Genomic DNA, 20,964 nt, shown 5'->3' with positions numbered 1-20,964 from the left:
ACGCAGCGGCAAGGCGGTCGGCGGGAACGGCGCGCGGAAGGTGCGCCGGCGCGTTGCCGGGCGCTCGTCGTTCGATGAATCGTCCGGTCGTCCGGTCAGCCCGCGGCGCGCAGCCGCGCGTCGAGCTCGCCGAGCTGCGCGGGCGTGCCGACGTTCTCCCAGATGCCTTCGTACAGTTCGCCGCTCGCGCGGCCGGCCTCGATCGCGGCGCGATAGTACGGCGTCAGCGGGCGGCGCGTGCCGGCCGCGAGATCGCGGAACATCCGTGTGTCGTACAGGCCGATGTTGCCGAACGTGAAGCGCGCGGCGCCGTCGAGCGCGAGGCGGCCGTCGTTGCCGAGCGCGAAGTCGCCGGCGGGGTGGAACGGCGGGTTGGGCACCATCACGAGGTGCATCGCCGGCGCGTCGAGCGCGGCCATCCGGGCGGCGCGCGGCGCGAGCGTACGGTAGTCGAACGCGCAATAGACGTCGCCGCTGACCGCCGCGAACACGGCGGGCTGGCCGTCGCGCGCCAGCAGCGGCAGCGCCTGCGCGATGCCGCCCGCCGTTTCCAGCGCCTCGCCCTCGGCCGAGTACGCGAGCCGCACGCCCCAGCGCGAACCGTCGCCGAGCGCGGCCTCGATCTGTTCGCCGAGCCACGCGTGGTTGATCACGATCGTCTCGATGCCCGCGCGCGCGAGCGCTTCGATCTGCCACACGATCAGCGGCTTGCCGCCTGCTTCGAGCAGCGGCTTCGGGCGGGTGTCGGTCAGCGGGCGCATCCGTTCGCCGCGCCCGGCGGCGAAGATCATCGCCGTGGTCAGGGTGTTGCTCATGTTCGGCCGGGTTTCAGGAGGGTCGGGGCGATCAGAATGTATAACCGACGTCGGCCGCCGCCTTGCCCTCGAGTTCGTCGAGCAGCTTCGCGAATGGCACGAGCGGGCGGTAGCGCAGCGCAACCTTGCGCGCATACGCGAAGAAGCGCGGCAGGTCGTTCAGGTAGTGCGGCTTGCCGTCGCGGTAATGGATGCGCGCGAACAGGCCGAGGACCTTGATGTGGCGCTGCAGCCCGATCCATTCGAGCTGGCGGTAGAACTCGCCGAAATCGGGGTCGACCGGCAGGCCGGCCTTTTTCGCCTTTTCCCAGTAGTACGCGAACAAGTCGAGTTCGAACGCTTCGTCCCAGGTGATGAAGGCGTCGCGCAGCAGCGACACGACGTCGTACGTCAGCGGCCCGTAGACGGCGTCCTGGAAGTCGAGCACGCCCGGGTTCGGCTCGCAGACCATCAGGTTGCGCGGCATGAAGTCGCGCAGCATGAAACCCTGCGGCTGCGCCTGCGCGCTGGCGACCAGCAGCGCGAACGTGCGGTCGAGCGTGCCGCGTATCGCGTCGGTGACGGGTTTGCCGAGGTGGCGGCCGATGAACCATTCGGGCAGCAGCTCCATTTCGCGGCGCAGGAACGCTTCGTCGAACGGCGGCAGCACGTCGGGCTTCGACGTGAGCTGGAAGCGGATCAGCGCGTCGAGCGCGTCGCGCATCAGCGGCCGTGCGTCGGCCGGGGCGGCCGGATCGAGCACCGAGATGTACGACGTGCGGCCGAGATCGGTCACGAGCATGAAACCCGCGTCGAAATCGTGGGCCAGCACGTCCGGCACGTGATCGCCGGCCGCGGCAAGCAACTGCGCGACCTGGACGAATTCGCGGCACTTCTCGGGCGGCGGCGCGTCGACGGCGATCAGCGTGCCGCCGGCGCTGGTGGCCGATGCCACGCGGAAATATCGGCGGAAACTGGCGTCCGACGACGCGGGCGCGAGGGTCGACAGGTCGAGCGCGTAGCGCTCGGCGAGCGGGTGCAGCCACTTGGTGAGCGCTTCGAGGCGGGCGTCGGGCTGGGATGCGGCGGATGGGGGCGTCATGAAACTCGGCGGAGGGGGGAACGTCTTGCCATATAATACCCCACGACTTTTTTGACGCGCCCTGCGTCAGCTTTCCGCCGTGCAGGCTCGCCGCCTGTCGCGCCGGCGCCCGAGATCGCCTCCCCGGTTTGCGCTCAGCCGCAGTCGCGGTGCGACGGCGCGGCCCGTCGCGCGCGAATGTGCCGCGACGGCGCGGTTGACAAGGGGCGATTCGCCAAACGATAGATGCCGCCCAAACCGCTATTCCCGAATGTTTTCCCCGGTGACGGGGCGCCGCGCAAACGGCGGCTCGCGCTCGCGCTGCTGGCCGTGCCCGGCCTCGTGCCGGCGGTGTCGTACGCGCAGCTGTCGGGCGCGGCCGCGCAGCCGCAACCGCTCGACTCGCCGTGGGATTTGCGTCTCGCACCCCAGCTCGAGGATCATCCGCTGAAGGACGGCGAGAAGCCGGCCGCCTTCGTGATCGCCGACCACACGAGCGGCACGGCCGAGCAGGACATGGCCGCGAAAGGCTCCGCCGAGCTGCGGCGCGGCGAAACCGTCGTGAAGGCCGATGCGATCCACTACGATCAGGATACCGACATGGCCAATGCGTACGGCCAGGTCAGGGTGATCAATTCCGGCACGGCGTTCGCGGGCCCCGAGGCGCACCTGAAGATCGAGGCCAACCAGGGCTTCATGACGGCGCCGAAGTACCACTTCAACATGACGGGCGGATCGGGCAGCGCGGAGCGGGTCGACATGGTCGACGACGAGCGCTCGGTGTTCATCAATGGCACCTATACGGCGTGCCAGTGCGCGACGAACCCCGCGTGGTACATCAAGGGCAGCCGCTTCGACTTCGATACGGGCGCCGACGAAGGCACCGTGCGCAACAGCGTGCTGTTCTTCCAGGGCGTGCCGATCTTCGCGAGCCCGTGGATGACGTTCCCGCTGTCGGGCGAGCGGCGCAGCGGCCTGCTGCCGCCGACGTTCTCGATGAACTCAAGCAACGGCTTCGAGCTGACGCTGCCGTACTACTTCAACATCGCGCCGAACCGCGACCTGACGCTCACGCCGCGCATCATCTCGCGGCGCGGCGTGATGGCCGAGGCGACGTTCCGCTACCTGTCGCCGACGTATTCGGGCACGTTTACGGCCAATTACCTGCCGGACGACCGGCTTGCGCACCGTAGCCGCTATGCGATCTACTGGCAGCACCAGCAGAACTTCGGCGGCGGTTTCGGCGGCTACGTCTACTACAACAAGGTCTCGGACAACACGTATCCCGAGGACCTCGGCTCGACGAACCAGTTCATCAACGGCACGCAGGCGCTGTACCAGCAGGAAGCGGGCCTCACGTACAACAACGGCCCGTGGTCGGTACTCGCGCGCTACCAGCACTGGCAGACGCTGCCGCCGTCGACCGCGCCGTACAGCCGCGAGCCGCAGTTGAACGTGAAGTACACGAAGTACAACGTCGGCGGTTTCGATTTCGGCGCGGAAGCCGACTATTCGCGGTTCCGCATCACGACGGCCGATATGACCCAAGGCGACCGGGTCGTATTCAATCCGTACATCGCTTACGGCGTATACGGCCCCGGCTACTTCGTCGTGCCGAAGATCCAGTATCACTTTGCGTCGTACGACCTGAACTACATGTCGTCGACCACGCCGAACAGCCCGAAGCGTTTCACCGAGTCGATCCCGACCGTGAGCTTCGACTCGGGGCTGATCTTTGATCGCTCGGTGCGCCTGTTCGGCCAGGATTTCATCCAGACCCTCGAGCCGCGCCTGTACTACGTGTACACGCCGTATCGCGACCAGTCGAACGCACCGCTGTTCGACACCGCTGAATCGGACTTCGGGCTCGCGGAGATCTACCAGCCGAACACGTTCGTCGGCAACGACCGGATCGCCGACGCGAACCGGATCACGGCCGGCCTGACGTCGCGCTTCATCGATCCGGGCACCGGCGACGAGCGCGCACGGTTCGTGATCGCGCAGCAGTACTACTTCGCCGATCAGCGCGTCACGTTCAATTCCACGCAGCCCGCAGCGCTGGCACGCCACTCGGACCTGATCGTCGGCGCAGCGCTGAAGTTCGGCTCGGGCTTCATGTCCGAGACGGCGTTCCAGTACAACCAGAACAACAACCAGCTCGTGAAGTCGAGCGTCGGTTTCGGCTACAGCCCGGGCGAGCGCCAGGTGATCAACGTCGGCTACCGCTATACGCGCGCGAACACCACGCTCGACGGCCAGCCGATCAACCAGTTCCTGATCTCGGCGCAATGGCCGCTCACGCGCCGCCTGTATGCGATCGGCCGCTTCAATTACGATCTGGCCGGCGATCGCGTGGTCGACGGTCTGCTCGGCTTACAATACGACGCGGATTGCTGGGCGCTCGGGGTCGGCGTGCAGCGGGCCGCGAACGGCGTGAATTCGTCGGGACAGCAGAGCTCGTCGACGCGATTCATGATGCAGCTGACGCTCAAGGGCTTGTCGACGGTCGACAACGGCCTCGTGTCAGCGTTCCGCGCCGGGGTGCCGGGCTATACGCCGCTGCCGCCGCCGCCGCCGCCGATGTCCCGCTTCAGCAACTACGAGTAACGCCGGCGTGTTTGTACCGGTCAGCACGATTTCAATGGAGTTCCAGTGGCAATGAAGAAAACCCTTCGTTTCGCGGCAGTCGTGTCCAGCCTTGCCGCGTCCGCTGCGCTGCTCGCCGCCGCGCCGGCCGCGGCGCAGGCGCTTGGTTCGCAAGGCGCGCAGCTTGCCGACGAAGTCGTCGCTGTCGTCAACAACGACGTGATCACGAGCCGCGAACTCGACCAGCGCGCGGGCCTGATCGCGCGCCGGCTGAAGCAGCAGAACGCACCGGTGCCGCCGGATGACCAGCTGCGCGCGCAGGTGCTGAACCAGATGGTGCTCGAGCGTATCCAGGTGCAGAAGGCCAAGGACGACGGGATTCGCGTCGACGACGCGACCGTGCAGTCCACGCTGCAGCGTCTCGCGCAGGCGAACGGGATGACGCTCGATCAGTATCGCTCGCGTCTCGAGGCGCAGGGCGTGCCCTGGAGCATCTTCACGAGCGACGCGCGTACCGAGCTGATGCTGTCGAAGCTGCGCGAGCGCGAGGTCGACGGCAAGATCACCGTGTCGGACGCCGAGGTCGCGAACTACATCGCTAGCCAGCGCGGGCCGAACGCGTCGCAGCAGCAGGATCTGCGCTTCCAGCACATCTTCATCAAGGCGCCGACCAACGCGCCGCAGGCCGATATCGACGTCGCGCAGAAGAAGGCCGAGGCGCTGCTGCAGCAGGCGAAGTCGGGCGCCGATTTCGAAAAGCTCGCGAAGAACAATTCGGAGGCGAGCGACGCGAAGAAGGGCGGCGACCTCGGCTTCAAGGCGCCGAGCGCGCTGCCGGCCGACGTCGTCAGCGCCGCCTCGACGCTGCGTCCGGGCGAGGTCAACCCGACGCTGATCCGCGTGCCGGACGGTTTCGAGATCGTGCGTCTCGTCGACCGTCGCCAGAGCCAGGGCGCGAGCGCCGCGGCGCCGAAGATCGTCCAGACGCACGTGCGCCATATCCTGCTGCGCGTGGGCGAGGGCAAGTCGGAAGGCCAGGCGCGCCAGCAACTGCTCGACATCCGCAACCAGGTCGAGGCCGGCGGCGATTTCGCGAAGTTCGCGCGTACCTACTCGCAGGACGGTTCGGCGTCGCAGGGCGGCGATCTCGGCTGGATCAGCCCGGGCGAGACCGTGCCGGAATTCGAGCGCGCGATGAACAACCTGCAGGACGGCCAGATCAGCCAGCCGATTCGTACCGAGTACGGCTACCACCTGATCCAGGTGCTGGACCGCCGCGAGGCGGAAGGCTCGGTGCAGCAGCAGATGGATATCGCGCGTCAGGCGATCGGCCAGCGCAAGGCCGAGCAGGCTTATGCCGACTGGCTGCGCGAGCTGCGCGATTCGTCGTACGTGCAGTACAAGATCGGCGGCATCGGCCCGGCGAACTGAGCGAGCATCGGATGACCACGCCCGCGCTGCAGATCGCGATCACGACCGGCGAACCCGCAGGGGTCGGCCCGGAACTGACCGTGCTGGCGCTGCGTGACGCCGCGCAGCGCTGGCCCGACGCGCATTTCACCGTGCTCGGCGACGCGGCGCTGCTCGACGCGCGGGCGGCGGCCGTCGGTGCCGACCGGGCCGCGCTGGCCGGCGGCGGGCCGGTGTCGATCGTGCATCGCGCGCTCGCGGTGCCCGCGCGGGCGGGCGAGCTGGATGTGGCGAACGGCCGGTACGTGCTCGAACTGCTCGACGCAGCGATCGACGGCGCGCTGGCAGGCCGCTACGACGCGATCGTGACCGCGCCGCTGCAGAAGAGCACGATCAACGATGCGGGCGTGCCGTTCACCGGCCATACCGAATACCTGGCGGAACGCACGCATACGCCGCGTGTCGTGATGATGCTGGCGGGCACCGGCGAGCGGCCGCTGCGCGTCGCGCTCGCGACCACGCACCTGCCGCTGAAGGACGTGTCGGCCGCGCTGACGGTCGACGGGCTCGTCGAGACGCTCGCGATCATCGATCGCGACCTGCGGCGCGACTTCGGCCTTGCGGCACCACGCATTCTCGTGACTGGCTTGAATCCGCATGCGGGCGAGAACGGTTATCTCGGCCGCGAGGAGATCGACGTGATCTCGCCGGCGCTGGCCCGCGCGAAAGCGCAGGGCATCGACGCGCGCGGCCCGTATCCGGCCGACACGCTGTTCCAGCCGCGCCACCTCGCCGACGCCGATTGCGTGCTCGCGATGTTCCATGACCAGGGCCTGCCCGTGCTGAAGTATGCGACGTTCGGCGAGGGCATCAACGTGACGCTCGGGCTGCCGATCATCCGTACGTCGGTCGATCACGGCACCGCGCTCGATCTGGCCGGTACGGGCCGCGCCGATCCGGGCAGCATGATCGCCGCGCTCGACACGGCCGTCACGATGGCGCGTCACCGCCGCAGGGCCTGACGCGGCCCGGCCTCACCTCATTCGTCGCATTTTTCGTTTTACTCAGTCGATGTCGAACAGCAGACAGCACCAAGGCCACTTCGCGCGCAAGCGCTTCGGGCAGAACTTCCTCGTCGATCACGGCGTGATCGACTCGATCGTCTCGACGATCGGTCCCGCGCGCGGCCAGCGCATGGTCGAGATCGGCCCCGGCCTCGGCGCGCTGACCGAGCCGCTGATCGAGCGCCTCGCGACGCCCGAGTCGCCGCTGCACGCGGTCGAGCTCGACCGCGATCTGATCGGGCGTCTGCAGCAGCGCTTCGGCGCGCTGCTCGAGCTGCACGCGGGCGACGCGCTCGCGTTCGACTTCCGGTCGCTCGCGGCGCCCGGCGACAAGCCGTCGCTGCGGATCGTCGGCAACCTGCCGTACAACATCTCCAGCCCGCTGCTGTTTCACCTGATGACGTTCGCCGATGCGGTCATCGACCAGCATTTCATGCTGCAGAACGAGGTCGTCGAGCGGATGGTCGCGGAGCCGGGCACGAAGGCGTTCTCGCGTCTGTCGGTGATGCTGCAGTACCGCTACGTGATGGAAAAGATGCTCGACGTGCCGCCGGAATCGTTCCAGCCGCCGCCGAAGGTCGATTCTGCGATCGTCCGGATGATTCCGTACGAGCCGCACGAACTGCCGGACGTCGATCCCGCCTTGCTCGGCGAAATCGTCACCGCGGCCTTCTCGCAGCGTCGCAAGATGTTGCGCAACACGCTCGGCGACTATCGCGAGACGATCGATTTCGACGCGCTCGGCTTCGATCTCGCGCGCCGGGCGGAAGACGTGAGCGTGGCCGAATACGTGGGCGTGGCGCAGGCGCTCGCGACGGTGCGCAAGGCCGGATGACGCGCGCGGCATGCGCCGCGCCGCTCGTGTCGAAGAGGCTGCCCGACGAGGCAGCCTTTTTGTTGCGTGCGCGCCGTCACGCCCGCCTGCGTGGCGGTGCGTTGACGAGCGCGATGCCGGCGAGCACGAGCGCGGCGGCCGACAGGAAGCGCCAGCCGACCGATTCGCCGAGGAGCAGCACGCCGAATGCGACGCCGAACAGCGGCGACAGGAACGTGAAGACGGACAGCCGCGACGCGCTGTAGCGCGTCAGCAGCCAGAACCACGACAGGTAGCTCACGAACGCGACGATCGCCGACTGGTATGCGAGGCTCGCCAGCGCGAGCGGCGTGACGCGTGCGAACGACATCTGGCCGGACAGCGCGGCGAGCGCGATCAGCACGACCGCCGACACCGCGAGCTGGTAGAACAGCGTCTTGCTTGCGCTCGCCCGCGCGAGCGCCGTCGAGCGCACGACGACGGTCGTCGCGGCCCACATCGCGCCGCCGAGTATCCCGAGCGCGTCGCCGGCCAGCCCCGCGAGCACGGACGCGCCCGGCGCGCGCGGCGTCAGGAAGCCGTCCGCGAACGCGAGCGCGATCCCGGCGAACGCGAGGCCGATGCCGGCCCATTGCATGCGCTGCAGCCGTTCGCCCGGTGCGAACAGGTGCAGGCCGAGCGCGGTGAAGCACGGCGCGGTGTACAGGAAGATCGCCATGTGCGACGCGCTCGTCAGCGTCAGCCCGAAAAACACGCAGATGAATTCGCCGGCGAACAGCGCGCCGGCCGCGAGGCCCGCGCCGAACGTACCGTCCGCCTGGAACAGCGGCGTGCCGCGCGTGCGGGCCCAGCCCCACAGCAGTACCGCGGCGATCGCCGAACGCAGCCCGGCCTGGAACATCGGCGCGATCGCCGCGTTCGTGCTCTTGATGGCGACTTGCTGGAAGCCCCAGATCGCGCACAGCAGCAGCATCAGGCCGGCGGCGCGCATGTCGGGCGCGCGGCGCGCGGGGGCGGCGGCGAGCGTGCTCATCGGCGGGCCTCGCCGGTTCGGTACGATGGCGGGGAGACCGGAAGGACGGCGCGCTCGAATCGACGGTTTCGCACGGCAGGGTGGCGGTATCGGAGAGTGGAGGGTCGCGTTCGGGGCGGATGACATGCCCGCTTTTGGTGCGAGGTGGAAGGATGTTACCCGATCGGCGGGACGGCCGGGCAAGCCGGATCGCGCTGTTTCCGGTCGCCGGGCTCGCGCCGGTGCGGCTCGATCCGATCCGCCGCATCGGCCGGGCGCCTCCGGCGGAGTTCCCCCGACTCTGGTAGAGTTTCCGGTTCTGGAAAGTCCCCACAGGAGTACAACACATGCGTTTGCTGCATACGATGCTGCGAGTCGGCGATCTCGACCGCTCGATCAAGTTCTACACCGAATTGCTCGGCATGAAGCTGCTGCGTCGCGAGGATTATCCGGAAGGCAAGTTCACGCTCGCATTCGTCGGCTACGAAGACGAAAGCACGGGCACCGTGATCGAGCTGACCCATAACTGGGATACGCCGTCCTACGATCTCGGCAACGGTTTCGGCCATCTGGCGGTGGCGGTCGAGGATGCCTACGCGGCCTGCGAGAAGATCAAGGCGCAGGGCGGCAAGGTCACGCGAGAAGCGGGCCCGATGAAGCACGGTACGACCGTGATCGCGTTCGTCGAGGATCCTGACGGCTACAAGATCGAGTTCATCCAGAAGAAGGCGCACTGAGCGCGGGATGAACGGGCCGTGGCGGCGTGCCGCGGCGGAACGGACGGGCGGTGCGGGGCGACCTGCACCGCCCGTCCGCGTTTACGGTGCGGCCGCGCGCGTCACAACGACGGCAGCAGCTCGGGCGGGTGATGCTTGAGCGTGTGCCGCGCCTCGCGAAACTCGGGGAAGATCGATTCGACGGTCTGCCAGAACGCCGGGCTGTGGTTCATCTCGCGCAGGTGCGACAGTTCGTGCGCGACGACGTAGTCGATGATCGACATCGGGAAATGGATCAGCCGCCAGTTCAGGCGGATCTTGCCGTCGCTCGAGCAACTGCCCCAGCGCGTCGCGGCCGACGACAGCGCGTACATCGAATACGTGACGCCGAGCTTTTCCGCATAGACCGCAAGGCGTTCGCCGAAGATGCGTTTCGCCTCGCCCTGCAACCAGCCCTGCACGCGATCCTTGATCTGCTGCATGTCGGCCTGCACGGGCAGCGGCAGCGACAGCCGCAGCGCGTCGGCATCGAACGCGACGGCGCCCGCGCCGAGCGCGATCGTCACCGTCTTGCCGAGATACGGGAGCTGCGCGCCGTCGCGCCAGTCGATCTGCGGCAGCGCGCGTTGCTCGGTGCGCGTCTTCCATTCCGCGAGCTTCGCGAAGATCCAGCGCTGCTTCTCGGCGATCGCAGCTTCGATGTCGGCGAGCGTGACCCAGCGCGGCGCGGTGATCGACAGCCCGCTGCCGTCGATCGTGAAGCCGATCGTGCGGCGCGCCGAGCGCTTCAGGCGGTATTCGAGCACACGGCTGTCGAGTGCGAACGTGCGCACTCGGGAGCGGTCGGGCGCCGGACCAGGATCGAGGGGGGCGGCGGGCGACGCGTCGGGCGGCGCCGGCGGCGTGGCGGGCACCGACGGCGCGGCGGCCGGCCCGTCGAAGAGCGGCAGGTCCATCTGGCGATGATCGAGGGCCACGACGGCTGGCCGTGGCCGCGGACGCTGTTTCATCAGTTCGCTTCTTTTTGTCGTACGCAACGGCGGCAACCTGCGGGATTCAGACACGCGCGGCATCGCGCGTGCCGGCATTGCCCGCCGGGCGATACGAATCCGGATCGATCCGGCGCATTTCCGCTTCGATCCATGCTTCGACCTGCGAATTCAATGCATCGGGCGTCATGCCGTCGACGGGGATCGGCTTGCCGATCGACACGGTGACGACGCCCGGGAATTTCGTGAACGAGTTGCGCGGCCATACCCTGCCCGCATTGTGCGCGATCGGCACGACGGGCGCGCCGGTTTCGATCGCGAAGCGCGCGCCGCCCGTCTTGTATTTGCCCTGCTTGCCGACCGGCGTGCGCGTGCCTTCCGGGAACATGATCATCCATGCGCCTTCCGACAGGCGCTTCTTGCCCTGGCGGATCACCGAATTGAACGCGTTCTTGCCTTCCTTGCGGTTGATGTTGACCATGTGCAGCAGCCCGAGCGCCCAGCCGAAGAACGGCACGTACAGCAGCTCGCGCTTGAACACATAGCAGAGCGGCTTCGGCATCAGCGCCGGAAACGCGAGCGTCTCCCACGCGGACTGGTGCTTCGACAGCAGCACGGCCGGACCGTCGGGCAGGTTCTCGAATCCTTCGATCCGGTAACGGATGCCGTTCAGCCAGCGCACGACCCACAGCGTCGACTTGCACCAGCCGGCCGCCATCCAGTAGCGGGCGTCGGGGCGCATGAACGGGAATGCGATGAAGCACGCGGTGGCGTACGGCACCGTGTACGCGATGAAGTAGATCAGCAGCAGCAGGGAGCGAACGAAGCGCATCGGCGTGGGTCTGGCGTGAGGGAGGATGCGCGCGGCGGCTGCATCACTCGTAATCGTGTGAAAGGAAATCGAGCGCGAAGGCGCGCAGATCGTCGTGGACCTTCGTGCCAGGCGGCAGGTTGCCGGCGGCGAGCGTCTTCTTGCCCTTGCCGGTCAGCACGAGGTGCGGCCGGAAGCCGACCGCGACGCCGGCCTGCAGGTCGCGCAGCGAATCGCCGACGACCGGCGTGTGATCGGGATCGAGTTCGAAGCGCTCCGCGATCATCTGCATCATGCCGGGTTTCGGCTTGCGGCAGTCGCAGTGATCCTCGGCCGTGTGCGGGCAGAAGAACACGGCGTCGATGCGCGCGCCGACCGCGGCCGCCGCGCGATGCATCTTCAGATGCATCTCGTTGAGCGTGGCCATGTCGAACAGCCCGCGACCGATGCCGGACTGGTTGGTCGCGACAACCACGCGGTAGCCCGCGTGATTGAGCCGGGCGATCGCCTCGAGGGCGCCGGGCAGCGCGATCCATTCGTCGGGCGTCTTGACGAACGCATCCGAATCGACGTTGATCACGCCGTCCCGGTCGAGGACGACGAGCTTGCGGTTGGGGCTGGTCGGCATCGTGCGGCCCTTATGCGGCGAGCTTCGAGATGTCGGCGACGCAGTTCATCTGCTGATGAAGCGCGGACAGCAACGCGAGACGGTTCGCACGCAGCGCAGGATCTTCCGCGTTGACCATCACGTCGTTGAAGAACGTGTCGACCGGCGCACGCAGCGCGGCGAGCGCCGACAGCGCGCCCGTGTAGGCGCGTGCCGCGAGCTGCGACTGCACGTGCGGCGTCACGGCCTCGAGCTGTTCGTGCAGCGCCTTCTCGGCGGCCTCGACGAGCAGCGTCGGCTGCACCGTGCCGTTCGCGCCGCCTTCCGACTTCTTCAGGATGTTCGAGATCCGCTTGTTCGCGGCCGCGAGCGCCTCGGCTTCCGCGAGGCGCGCGAACTCGCGCACCGCGTCGAGACGCGCGACGAGATCGTCGACGCGCGTCGGGTTCAGGCTCAGCACCGCGTCGATTTCGCCGGCCGAGTAGCCGCGCTCGCGCAGCAGGCCGCGCAGGCGATCCATGAAGAACGCGAGGATCGCATCGGTCGACTCGGCCACGCCCGGCACGCCTTCGAAGCGGGCGTGGGCCGTGCGCAGCAGCGACACGAGATCGAGCGGCAACTGCTTCTCGAGCAGCAGGCGCAGCACGCCGAGCGCGTGGCGGCGCAGCGCGAACGGATCCTTCTCGCCGGTCGGCGCGAGGCCGATGCCCCAGATGCCGACGATCGTCTCGAGCTTGTCGGCGAGCGCGACGGCGGTCGAGACGGGCGTGGTCGGCAGCGCGTCGCCGGAGAAGCGCGGCTGGTAGTGTTCGGCGCAGGCGAGTGCGACGTCGTCGGCTTCGCCGTCGTGGCGCGCGTAGTACGTGCCCATCGTGCCCTGCAGCTCGGGGAACTCGCCGACCATGTCGGTCAGCAGGTCGGCCTTCGCGAGACGCGCTGCGCGCTTCGCGTGCACGGCGTCGGCGCCGATCGCGGGCGCGATTTCACCGGCCAGCGCCTCGAGGCGCTCGACGCGTGCGAGCGCCGAACCGAGCTTGTTGTGATACACGACGTTCGCGAGCTGCGGCACGCGGTCGGCGAGCGGCTTCTTCTTGTCCTGCTCGAAGAAGAACTTCGCGTCGGCGAGGCGCGGGCGCACGACGCGCTCGTTGCCTTCGATGATCTCGCCCGGCGTCTTCGTCTCGATGTTCGACACGATCAGGAAGCGCGAGCGCAGCTTGCCGGCGACGTCGGTCAGCGCGAAATACTTCTGGTTCGTCTGCATCGTGAGGATCAGGCATTCCTGCGGGACCTGCAGGAATTCGTCCTCGAAACGGCACGGATAGACGACCGGCCATTCGACCAGCGACGTCACTTCGTCGAGCAGCGCTTCGGGCATCACGACGGTGTCGCCGTTCGCGTGCTCGTTCAGCTGCGTGCGGATCGTTTCGCGGCGATCGGCGAAGTGCGCGATCACGCGGCCCTTGTCGCGCAGCGTGTCGGCGTACGCGCGCGCATGCTGGATCGCGACGAGGCCGTCGGACAGGAAGCGGTGGCCGAGCGTGGTGTCGCCGGCGTCGACGCCGAACGCGGTGACCGGCACGACGCGATCGTCGTGCAGCACCGTCAGGCGGTGTACCGGGCGCACGAACTTCACGTCGGAGCCGTCCGGGCGCTGGTACGTCATGAATTTCGGGATCGGCAGCTTCGCGAGCGCTTCGTCGAGCGCCGCCTGCAGGCCTTCGGCGAGCGTGGCGCCGGCCGCCGAATAGTTGATGAAGAACGCTTCGGCCTTGCCGTCCTGCGCGCGCTCGAGATCGGCGATCGACAGGTTCGGGTGGCCGAGCGCCGCGAGCTTCTTCGCGAGCGGGGCCGTCGGCTTGCCTTCGGCGTCGAGCGCGACCGACACGGGCAGGACTTTTTCTCGGACCTGCCTGTCGGGTGCGACGGCGCTGACGTTCTGCACGACGACCGCGAGGCGGCGCGGCGTGGCGTAGCGCTCGAACACGAGTTCGCCTTCGACGAGGTCGCGCGCCGCGAGGCGTTGCGCGAGACCTTCGGCGAATGCGTCGCCGAGGCGCGCGAGGGCCTTCGGCGGCAGCTCTTCGGTCAGCAGTTCGACGAGCAGGGGGGCGGGATGATTGTGCGTCATGGTTGGAATGAATCTCGTCTCGTCAGTCCTGATCGATCTTGCGTTCGACCTTGAGCGGCGGCGCCCATGCCGGCTGCGCGGCGTCCTGGGCGTCGGTGGTGAGGCCCGGCACGCCCGGCGGGTTGCCGAGCATCGGGAAGCCGAGCTTCTCGCGCGAGTCGTAGTAAGCCTGCGCGACGAGGCGCGACAGTGCGCGGATGCGGCCGATGTACGCCGCCCGCTCGGTCACCGAGATCGCGCCGCGCGCGTCGAGCAGGTTGAACGTGTGGCCGGCCTTCAGCACGAGCTCGTACGCGGGCAGCGCGAGCCTTGCGTCGATCATCTTCTTCGCTTCGGCTTCGTAGCTGTTGAAGAACGTGAACAGCAGGTCGACGTTCGCGTGCTCGAAGTTGTAGGTCGACTGCTCGACCTCGTTCTGGTGGTATACGTCGCCGTACGACAGGCGGCGCAGCTCGGGGCCGTTCGGGCCCTGTTCCTCCCACTCGGTCCACACGAGGTCGTACACGTTCTCGACCTTCTGCAGGTACATCGCCAGGCGCTCGAGGCCGTACGTGATCTCGCCGAGCACCGGCTTGCATTCGAGGCCGCCGACTTCCTGGAAATACGTGAACTGCGTGACTTCCATCCCGTTCAGCCACACTTCCCAGCCAAGGCCCCACGCGCCGAGCGTCGGGTTTTCCCAGTCGTCCTCGACGAAGCGCACGTCGTTCTGCTTCAGGTCGAAGCCGAGCGCCTCGAGCGAGCCGAGGTACAGGTCGAGGATGTTTTCCGGCGCCGGCTTGAGCACGACCTGGTACTGGTAGTAGTGCTGCAGGCGGTTCGGGTTCTCGCCGTAGCGGCCGTCCTTCGGGCGGCGCGACGGCTGGACGTACGCGGCGCGCCACGGCTCGGGACCGACCGCGCGCAGGAACGTGTGGACGTGCGACGTGCCCGCGCCGACTTCCATGTCGATGGGCTGGAGCAGAGCGCAACCCTGCTTGTCCCAATAGGACTGCAGCGTCAGGATGATTTGCTGAAACGTAAGCATGAAGAGCCTTCGTGGCGCTGGCGCTCCGTTGCGGGCGGCGCTCCGGGCGGGGCCCGGAGGGTCGGCTCGCGCGGCGGCGCGGCTTGTTAGTGTGCTGAAACGCGTAATTTTACCGGATCGGCGACCGGATGCGCCGGAACGCGGGCGGGTGCACCGCCGGCACCGTTCCGGCGGCCCGCGCAGGGGCGGCCGGCGCATATCGTACGGCCGCGCGATGCGCGCCGCGGCACGCGTGCTCGCCGCTTCGCGCGGGCGTTAAGATGCGCATATTGCGGCACACGACGCGTGCCGCGCCAACGCTTGCCGCTGCCGACCGCATGGACGATCCGAACGACATCCTCATTCCGCTGCTGCCCCCCTTTCTCGCGCTGCTCGGGCAGGCGGCCGACGCGCAGGCGCGCGGCGAGCACGCCGCGCACGATCTGTGGCTTGCCGCCGCCGCGCATCTGCATGCGACCGACGCCGACGCGCTCACGCAGCTTACCGGCGCGCTCGTCGCGCGGCAGCGCACGGCCGATGCGATCGCGCTCGCCGAATGCGCGGTGCGCGTGCAGCCGGGCGCCGCGGCGTACTTCAATCACGGCTACGCACTGCAGATGGCCGGGCGTCACGCGGATGCCGTCGCACCGTATCGCGCGGCGCTGGCGCTCGATGCCGACCGGCCGTCGCTGCGCAACAACCTCGCGATCGCGCTGCGGCTGTCGGGCAGCCCTCGCGCGGAGGAGATCGCGCTGCTCGATGCGGCGGTAGGCGCCGATCCGAGCGACGTGCAGGCATGGACCAACCTCGTCGTCGCGCGGATCGCGACGCAGGACCTGGACGGCGCGCTCGCGTGCGCCGCCCGGCTCGTCGAGCTCGCACCCGACAACGCGCTGGCGATGAACAACGCCGCGATGGCGATGAAGGAGGCACAACGCTGGGACGACGCCGAGCGCTACGCGGCGCGCGCGTGCGAACTGGCGCCCGACGACGCGTCGTTCCGCTTCAACCTGGCGATCATCCAGCTCGTGCGCGGCAACTACGCGGCCGGCTGGCGCGGCCACGAGGCGCGCTGGGACGGCGCGGGCGAGTTGCGCGGCCGCCGGCCGGTGCTGCCGGGCCCGCGCTGGCAGGGCGAGCCGCTCGCCGGCAAGACGCTGCTCGTGTGGGGCGAGCAGGGGCTCGGCGACGTGCTGCAGTTCTGCCGGTTCGTCGAGCCGCTCGCCGAACGCGTACATCGCGAGGGCGGCCGGCTGGTGTGGAATACGTTCCCGGCGGTCGGCGCGCTGATGCAGCGCAGCCTCGGCGCGCACGCGGACGTGTTCGGCGCGGGCGGCGGCGTCGACGTGCTGCCGGCGTTCGATTACGAGGTGCCGCTGATCGGCCTGCCGCTGATGCTCGGCATGGAAATGTCGACGCTCGCGTCGTCGGTGCCGTACCTGCGGGCCGATCCGGAGGCGCGCGACGCGTGGCGCGCGCGGCTCGCGGGCGACAGGCGTCTGAAGGTCGGGCTCGTGTGGACGGGCAGCGTGGGGCACCAGCGCAACCCGTTCCGGCGCGTCGGGCTCGAGCGCTACGCCGACGCGTTTCGCGGGCTCGACGGCGTCGCGTTCCATTCGCTGCAGCCGGGTGCGCACGCGGATGTCGCGGAGGCGCGCGCGGCCGGCTTCGCGATCGAGGATTTCACCGCGGAATTGACGAGCTTCGACGACACGGCTGCGTATATCGGTGCACTGGATCTCGTGATCACCGTGTGCACGTCGGTCGCGCATCTGGCGGGCGCGCTCGGCGCGCGCACGTGGGTGCTGCTCGACGTGAATCCGCACTGGCCGTGGTTGCTCGAACGCAAGGACAGCCCGTGGTATCCGACCGCGACGCTGTACCGGCAGCCGACGTTCGGCGCATGGGAGCCGGTGATGGCGGGCGTGAGCCGCGATTTGCGGAGCCTGCTGGCCGGGCATGCGCAGCCGCGGGGCTGAGCGGTCATCCGTCGCGTCGATCGGGCTCGCTGCGATTGCTTTCCCCGGGCGCCTGCGGTGCATGGCAGTGCCGGATCCTTACCCGATCGAATCGAGGGCGGTCGGCCGTTCTTCGTCTCGTAGCAAGGATGCCTGTCGTTCGCGGTGCGTTCGACCTGGTGGCGTGCATGCCGGCATGCACGCCCCGTGTCCGCGAACCGGCATCACCGCCGGCGCAGCCTCGGCCCGAACGCGAACCCGAACCCGAACGCGAGCAGCACCAACGACACAGCGAGCACGATGTTGTTGCCGCTCGTCACGTACGGCGTGAAGCCGCTCGTGCCTTCGATCCGCACGTCGAGCGAGCCGATCGTGAACGGCTTCAGCTGGCCGAGCACGCGCCCGTGCGCGTCGATCGCGGCCGTCATCCCGGTGTTGGTCGAGCGCAGCATCGGCCGGCCCGTTTCGAGCGAGCGCATCCGCGCGATCTGCAGGTGCTGGTCGAGCGCGATCGTGTCGCCGAACCACGCGAGGTTCGTCACGTTGACGAGCACGCCGGGCGGCTGCGGATTGTCGCGGATCGTTGCGGCGATTTCCTCGCCGAACAGATCCTCGTAGCAGATGTCGGCCATCACCGGCTGGTTGTGTACCAGGAACGGCTTCTGCACCGGCGCGCCGCGCGCGAAGTCGCCGAGCGGCATCTTCATCAGGTCGACGAACCACCGGAAGCCCCACGGGATGAATTCGCCGAAGGGCACGAGGTGGTGCTTGTCGTAGTGATAGATGTCGCGCGAATTCGGCGTCACGCCGTACAGGCTGTTCGTATAGTCGACGTAGTGCCCGTCCTCGGTCACTGAGGCGCCGACCGCGCCGAACAACACGGCCGAGCCGGTCGTGTCGCTGAACTTGCGGATCGCGACGGCGAACGGTTCGGGCAGTTCCTGGATCATCACCGCGATCGCGGTCTCGGGCGTCACGATCAGGTCGGCCGGCTTCTCGACGATCATCTGCGTGTACATCTTGATCGCTGCGTCGATGCCGGCTTCCTCGAACTTGATGTCCTGCTTCACGTTGCCCTGCAGCAGCCGCACGGTGAGCGGCGCGTTCGCGGGCACGGTCCACGCGACCTGCGACAGCCCGAGGCCGGCCGCGACGAGCGCGACCGCGATGGCGGCGGGTGCGGCGATGCGCACGCGCGCATTGCCGGCGCGCGGCTCGGCGAGCGGCGACGGCCGGGCGGCGGCGAATGCCTGCACGACGAGCGCGGCGAACAGTGCGAGCACCCACGCAATGCCGTATACGCCGGCGACCGGCGCGAAGCCCGCGAACGGGCCGTCGACCTGCGGATAGCCGCTCGCGAGCCACGGGAAGCCGGTGAACACGGTGCCACGCAGCCATTCGCCGAGGGCCCACGCGCTCGCGAACGCGAATGCGCCGTGCCAGGTCGGCGTGAACGGCCGCGGGTCGGGCGTGCGGCGATGCCACGCGTGGCCCGCGCAGAACGACCACAGCCCGGCGGAGAGCGCCGGATACAGCGACAGGTACAGCGAGAACAGCACGAGCGCGCCGCCCGCGAGCGGCGCGGCCATCTCGCCGTACACGTGCATGCTGATGTAGAGCCACCAGATGCCGCTGATGAAGTTGCCGAAGCCGAACGCGCCGCCGGTGAGCGCGGCGCTGCGCCAGCTCGCGGTGCGCGTGAGCTGCGCGAAAAACCAGACGAACACGACGAGCTGCAACCAGCCGCCGTGCGGGGTCGGTGCGAAGCTGAGCGTATTGGCCGCGCCGGCGAGCAGCGCGGCCGGGTAGTGCCAGCGCGGCAGCGCGCGGCCGGGCGGCGGCGCGAGGAGGCCGCCAGCCGGGCGGGACAGGATCGGATCGTCCATGTGAAGCGGAAGTGGGCGAGCGGTTGAAGGAGGCGCGGCTGGCGCGCGGCGGTCAGTCCTCGTGCGAGGCTTCGGCGCGACGGCTCGTGAGCGGGTTGCGGCGCACCAGCAGTACGTGGACCTGGCGTGCATCGCCGCGCTGGATCTCGAACACGAGGTTGCCGAGCTGCAGCTTCTCGCCGCGATGCGGGACGCGGCCGAAATGATGGGTGATCAGCCCGCCGATCGTGTCGACCTCGTCGTCGGGGAAATCGGTGCCGAACGTCTCGTTGAACTGTTCGATCTCGGTGAGCGCGCGCACGCGGTAGCGGCCGTCCGGCCCCGAGATGATGTTGCCGGCTTCCTCGTCGAAGTCGTATTCGTCCTCGATGTCGCCGACGATCTGCTCGAGCACGTCCTCGATCGTGATCAGGCCCGCGACGCCGCCGTATTCGTCGACGACGATCGCAAGGTGGTTGCGGTTCACGCGGAAGTCGTGCAGCAGCACGTTCAGGCGCTTCGACTCCGGGATGAACACGGCCGGGCGCAGCATCCCGCGCACGTCGAATTCCTCTTCGGCATAGAAGCGCAGCAGATCCTTCGCGAGCAGCACGCCGATCACGTTGTCGCGGTTGTCCTCGTACACCGGGTAGCGCGAGTGCGCTTTTTCCAGGACGAACGGAATGAAATCCTCGGGCTTGTCGGCGATGTTGATCGCGTCCATCTGTGCGCGCGGCACCATGATGTCGCGTGCGCACAGGTCGGATACCTGGAACACGCCTTCGATCATCGACAGCGAATCGGCGTCGATCAGGTTGCGCTCGTGGGCGTCCTGGAGGATTTCCAGCAGCTCGGCCCGAGATTCGGGTTCGGGCGAGATGAAGTCGGTCAGGCGCTCGAGCAGCGAGCGCTTTTCTTGCGGTTTGTCGGTTGGCTTACGACTGGGATACGAATCGTTCATGGTGGTGCGCCCGGGTCATGCCGGAGCGCGCTGTCACGGAGTAGGCAAGGATACACCATGGGCACGACACGACCGTGTCGCCCCGGCCGCACGGCCAGGACGGGCGCTCGCGCGGGCCCCGCTCGCGGACGGCCGCGCCTGGCGCGGCATCGTCCTCGCATCCATCCTATCTCATAAAGGGCCGGCGGGGCAGCGGCGCCAAAAAGCGGCGGCGGCACGGTGCGGCGTGGGGCGGGCGGATCGCGCGGTCGCTGCCGGCGGCAATCTGCCGCATGCCGAAGCCGGCGGCGCCGCCGGGCCGCGGCTCAGAACCGCATGCCGGCCGAGCAGCCGCCGGCGGCCGCGCCGTTGGTCGCGCCGCCGCCGCAGCCGAAGATCCCGCAACCGGACAGCGCGACGCTCGCGGCGACGATCAGTACGGCGACCTTGCAACGCGACCAGCGTGACGGTTTCATCGACAGTGTCCTCGTTCGAAAAGGGGCGTGGCGCGGCCTCGCGCGGCGGCGGGCCGGGCGCCGTGTCGGGTCAGCGGCATCGGGCGAGCAGCCCTTCGAGTGCGCGATCGGGGATGCCGCTCTCGCGCAGCGCGTCGACCGTGCGGCTCACGTAGTCGAGCGTCGTGCCGTAGCGGCCGGCCGCGCAGCCGAACACTTCCTTCACGACGGGGTCGGACAGCTTGCCGGTGTAGGTCGGTGCGTCGCGGCGCATCACGAACGCGAGCGCGTTCACGCGCTCGCCGTTTTCCAGCGAACACGGCAGCCACGCGGGCCGGTACGAGCCCATCGGCATCTCGCGCTTCCACAAGGTTTCGAGATGCGGTTGCGCGGTCGGGCCGGCGAGCCTGAACGCGATGCCCGAGCACGAGCCGCCGCGATCGAGCGCGAACACGAGGCCCGGGCGTTCGGGCGTGCCGCGGTTCACGCGCGACCACAGGCAGAGCCCGCGATGGTAGCCATGCACCTTGCCGCGCACGGCGGCGACGGTCGGCAAGCCCGGGTTCCAGATCAGCGAGCCATAGCCGAACAGCCAGAGATCCTGGCGGCCGTCCCAGTCGCGCATCGTGTGCGCGAGCGAGGCCGCGAGTTCGTCTTCCGTCAGCAGTCGCCCGGCGCCGATCGACGGCGGGTAGGCGGGCGGGAGCGTCGCGACGTTGCGCATC

At 68.7% G+C, this 20,964-nt stretch carries 18 protein-coding genes; 6 read left to right on the top strand and 12 right to left on the bottom strand.

Going from position 1 to position 20,964, the window contains the following annotated elements:
* Positions 1-95 precede the first annotated feature (95 nt).
* Complete coding sequence (gene murU / locus GQ57_RS25320; protein WP_031401091.1) at positions 96-815, bottom strand: N-acetylmuramate alpha-1-phosphate uridylyltransferase MurU; 720 nt, start codon at positions 813-815, stop codon at positions 96-98.
* A 31-nt stretch (positions 816-846) separates the two neighbouring features.
* On the bottom strand, positions 847-1,896 hold the full coding sequence (locus GQ57_RS25315) for an aminoglycoside phosphotransferase family protein (RefSeq protein ID WP_034199366.1): 1,050 nt from the start codon (positions 1,894-1,896) through the stop codon (positions 847-849).
* Between the two features lie 225 nt (positions 1,897-2,121).
* On the opposite strand from GQ57_RS25315, the gene GQ57_RS25310 reads away from it, so the two are divergent.
* From GQ57_RS25310 to rsmA, 4 genes are read left to right on the top strand one after another with little or no spacing between them, the layout of a single operon-like run.
* Entirely contained in the window at positions 2,122-4,482 is a 2,361-nt protein-coding gene (locus GQ57_RS25310; RefSeq protein WP_031401089.1) for an LPS-assembly protein LptD, read from the top strand.
* Positions 4,483-4,533: 51 nt separating this feature from the next.
* Positions 4,534-5,892, top strand: a complete 1,359-nt coding sequence (locus GQ57_RS25305) for a peptidylprolyl isomerase (RefSeq protein WP_031401088.1) — start codon at positions 4,534-4,536, stop codon at positions 5,890-5,892.
* An 11-nt stretch (positions 5,893-5,903) separates the two neighbouring features.
* A complete protein-coding gene (gene pdxA, locus GQ57_RS25300) occupies positions 5,904-6,893 on the top strand; it encodes a 4-hydroxythreonine-4-phosphate dehydrogenase PdxA (RefSeq protein ID WP_034199365.1) in 990 nt (329 codons plus the stop codon).
* Between the two features lie 49 nt (positions 6,894-6,942).
* Positions 6,943-7,770, top strand: a complete 828-nt coding sequence (gene rsmA / locus GQ57_RS25295) for a 16S rRNA (adenine(1518)-N(6)/adenine(1519)-N(6))-dimethyltransferase RsmA (protein WP_031401086.1) — start codon at positions 6,943-6,945, stop codon at positions 7,768-7,770.
* A gap of 76 nt (positions 7,771-7,846) precedes the next feature.
* Here the strand turns inward: rsmA and GQ57_RS25290 are convergent, their stop codons facing one another.
* The gene (locus GQ57_RS25290) at positions 7,847-8,782 is read right to left on the bottom strand and encodes a DMT family transporter (RefSeq protein ID WP_034199364.1); all 936 of its coding nucleotides are present in this window, start codon (positions 8,780-8,782) and stop codon (positions 7,847-7,849) included.
* 326 nt (positions 8,783-9,108) lie between these two features.
* Between GQ57_RS25290 and gloA the strand changes: the two genes are divergently transcribed.
* A complete protein-coding gene (gene gloA, locus GQ57_RS25285; RefSeq protein ID WP_031401084.1) occupies positions 9,109-9,498 on the top strand; it encodes a lactoylglutathione lyase in 390 nt (129 codons plus the stop codon).
* A 101-nt stretch (positions 9,499-9,599) separates the two neighbouring features.
* Here gloA and GQ57_RS25280 read toward each other — a convergent pair whose 3' ends face one another.
* Genes GQ57_RS25280 through glyQ form a run of 5 tightly spaced genes read right to left on the bottom strand, consistent with a single transcriptional unit; the run spans position 9,600 to position 15,042 of the window.
* A complete protein-coding gene (locus GQ57_RS25280) occupies positions 9,600-10,487 on the bottom strand; it encodes a M48 family metallopeptidase (protein WP_034199363.1) in 888 nt (295 codons plus the stop codon).
* 46 nt (positions 10,488-10,533) lie between these two features.
* Positions 10,534-11,298: a lysophospholipid acyltransferase family protein gene (locus tag GQ57_RS25275; protein WP_031401082.1), complete on the bottom strand. Its 765-nt coding sequence runs from the start codon at positions 11,296-11,298 to the stop codon at positions 10,534-10,536.
* Between the two features lie 43 nt (positions 11,299-11,341).
* On the bottom strand, positions 11,342-11,905 hold the full coding sequence (gmhB, locus tag GQ57_RS25270) for a D-glycero-beta-D-manno-heptose 1,7-bisphosphate 7-phosphatase (RefSeq protein ID WP_031401081.1): 564 nt from the start codon (positions 11,903-11,905) through the stop codon (positions 11,342-11,344).
* Between the two features lie 10 nt (positions 11,906-11,915).
* On the bottom strand, positions 11,916-14,015 hold the full coding sequence (glyS, locus tag GQ57_RS25265; protein WP_034199362.1) for a glycine--tRNA ligase subunit beta: 2,100 nt from the start codon (positions 14,013-14,015) through the stop codon (positions 11,916-11,918).
* Between the two features lie 22 nt (positions 14,016-14,037).
* On the bottom strand, positions 14,038-15,042 hold the full coding sequence (glyQ, locus tag GQ57_RS25260) for a glycine--tRNA ligase subunit alpha (protein ID WP_081896768.1): 1,005 nt from the start codon (positions 15,040-15,042) through the stop codon (positions 14,038-14,040).
* 317 nt (positions 15,043-15,359) lie between these two features.
* On the opposite strand from glyQ, the gene GQ57_RS25255 reads away from it, so the two are divergent.
* A complete protein-coding gene (locus tag GQ57_RS25255; RefSeq protein ID WP_034199361.1) occupies positions 15,360-17,000 on the top strand; it encodes a tetratricopeptide repeat protein in 1,641 nt (546 codons plus the stop codon).
* Between the two features lie 203 nt (positions 17,001-17,203).
* Here the strand turns inward: GQ57_RS25255 and lnt are convergent, their stop codons facing one another.
* From lnt to GQ57_RS25240, 4 genes are all read right to left on the bottom strand, one after another.
* Positions 17,204-18,865, bottom strand: a complete 1,662-nt coding sequence (lnt, locus tag GQ57_RS25250; protein WP_034199360.1) for an apolipoprotein N-acyltransferase — start codon at positions 18,863-18,865, stop codon at positions 17,204-17,206.
* Positions 18,866-18,917: 52 nt separating this feature from the next.
* Positions 18,918-19,805: an HlyC/CorC family transporter gene (locus GQ57_RS25245; protein WP_031401076.1), complete on the bottom strand. Its 888-nt coding sequence runs from the start codon at positions 19,803-19,805 to the stop codon at positions 18,918-18,920.
* Between the two features lie 305 nt (positions 19,806-20,110).
* Entirely contained in the window at positions 20,111-20,260 is a 150-nt protein-coding gene (locus GQ57_RS43435) for a hypothetical protein (RefSeq protein ID WP_162836107.1), read from the bottom strand.
* Positions 20,261-20,330: 70 nt separating this feature from the next.
* Positions 20,331-20,963, bottom strand: coding sequence for a gamma-glutamylcyclotransferase (locus tag GQ57_RS25240; RefSeq protein WP_034199359.1), 633 nt, complete (start codon positions 20,961-20,963; stop codon positions 20,331-20,333).
* Between the last annotated feature and the right edge of the window lies 1 nt (position 20,964).

This window comes from Burkholderia sp. MSh2, assembly GCF_000731655.1.
In the GTDB taxonomy this organism is placed as follows: Bacteria; Pseudomonadota; Gammaproteobacteria; order Burkholderiales; family Burkholderiaceae; genus Burkholderia; species Burkholderia paludis.
This window is presented reverse-complemented; position numbering and strand designations above follow the sequence as displayed.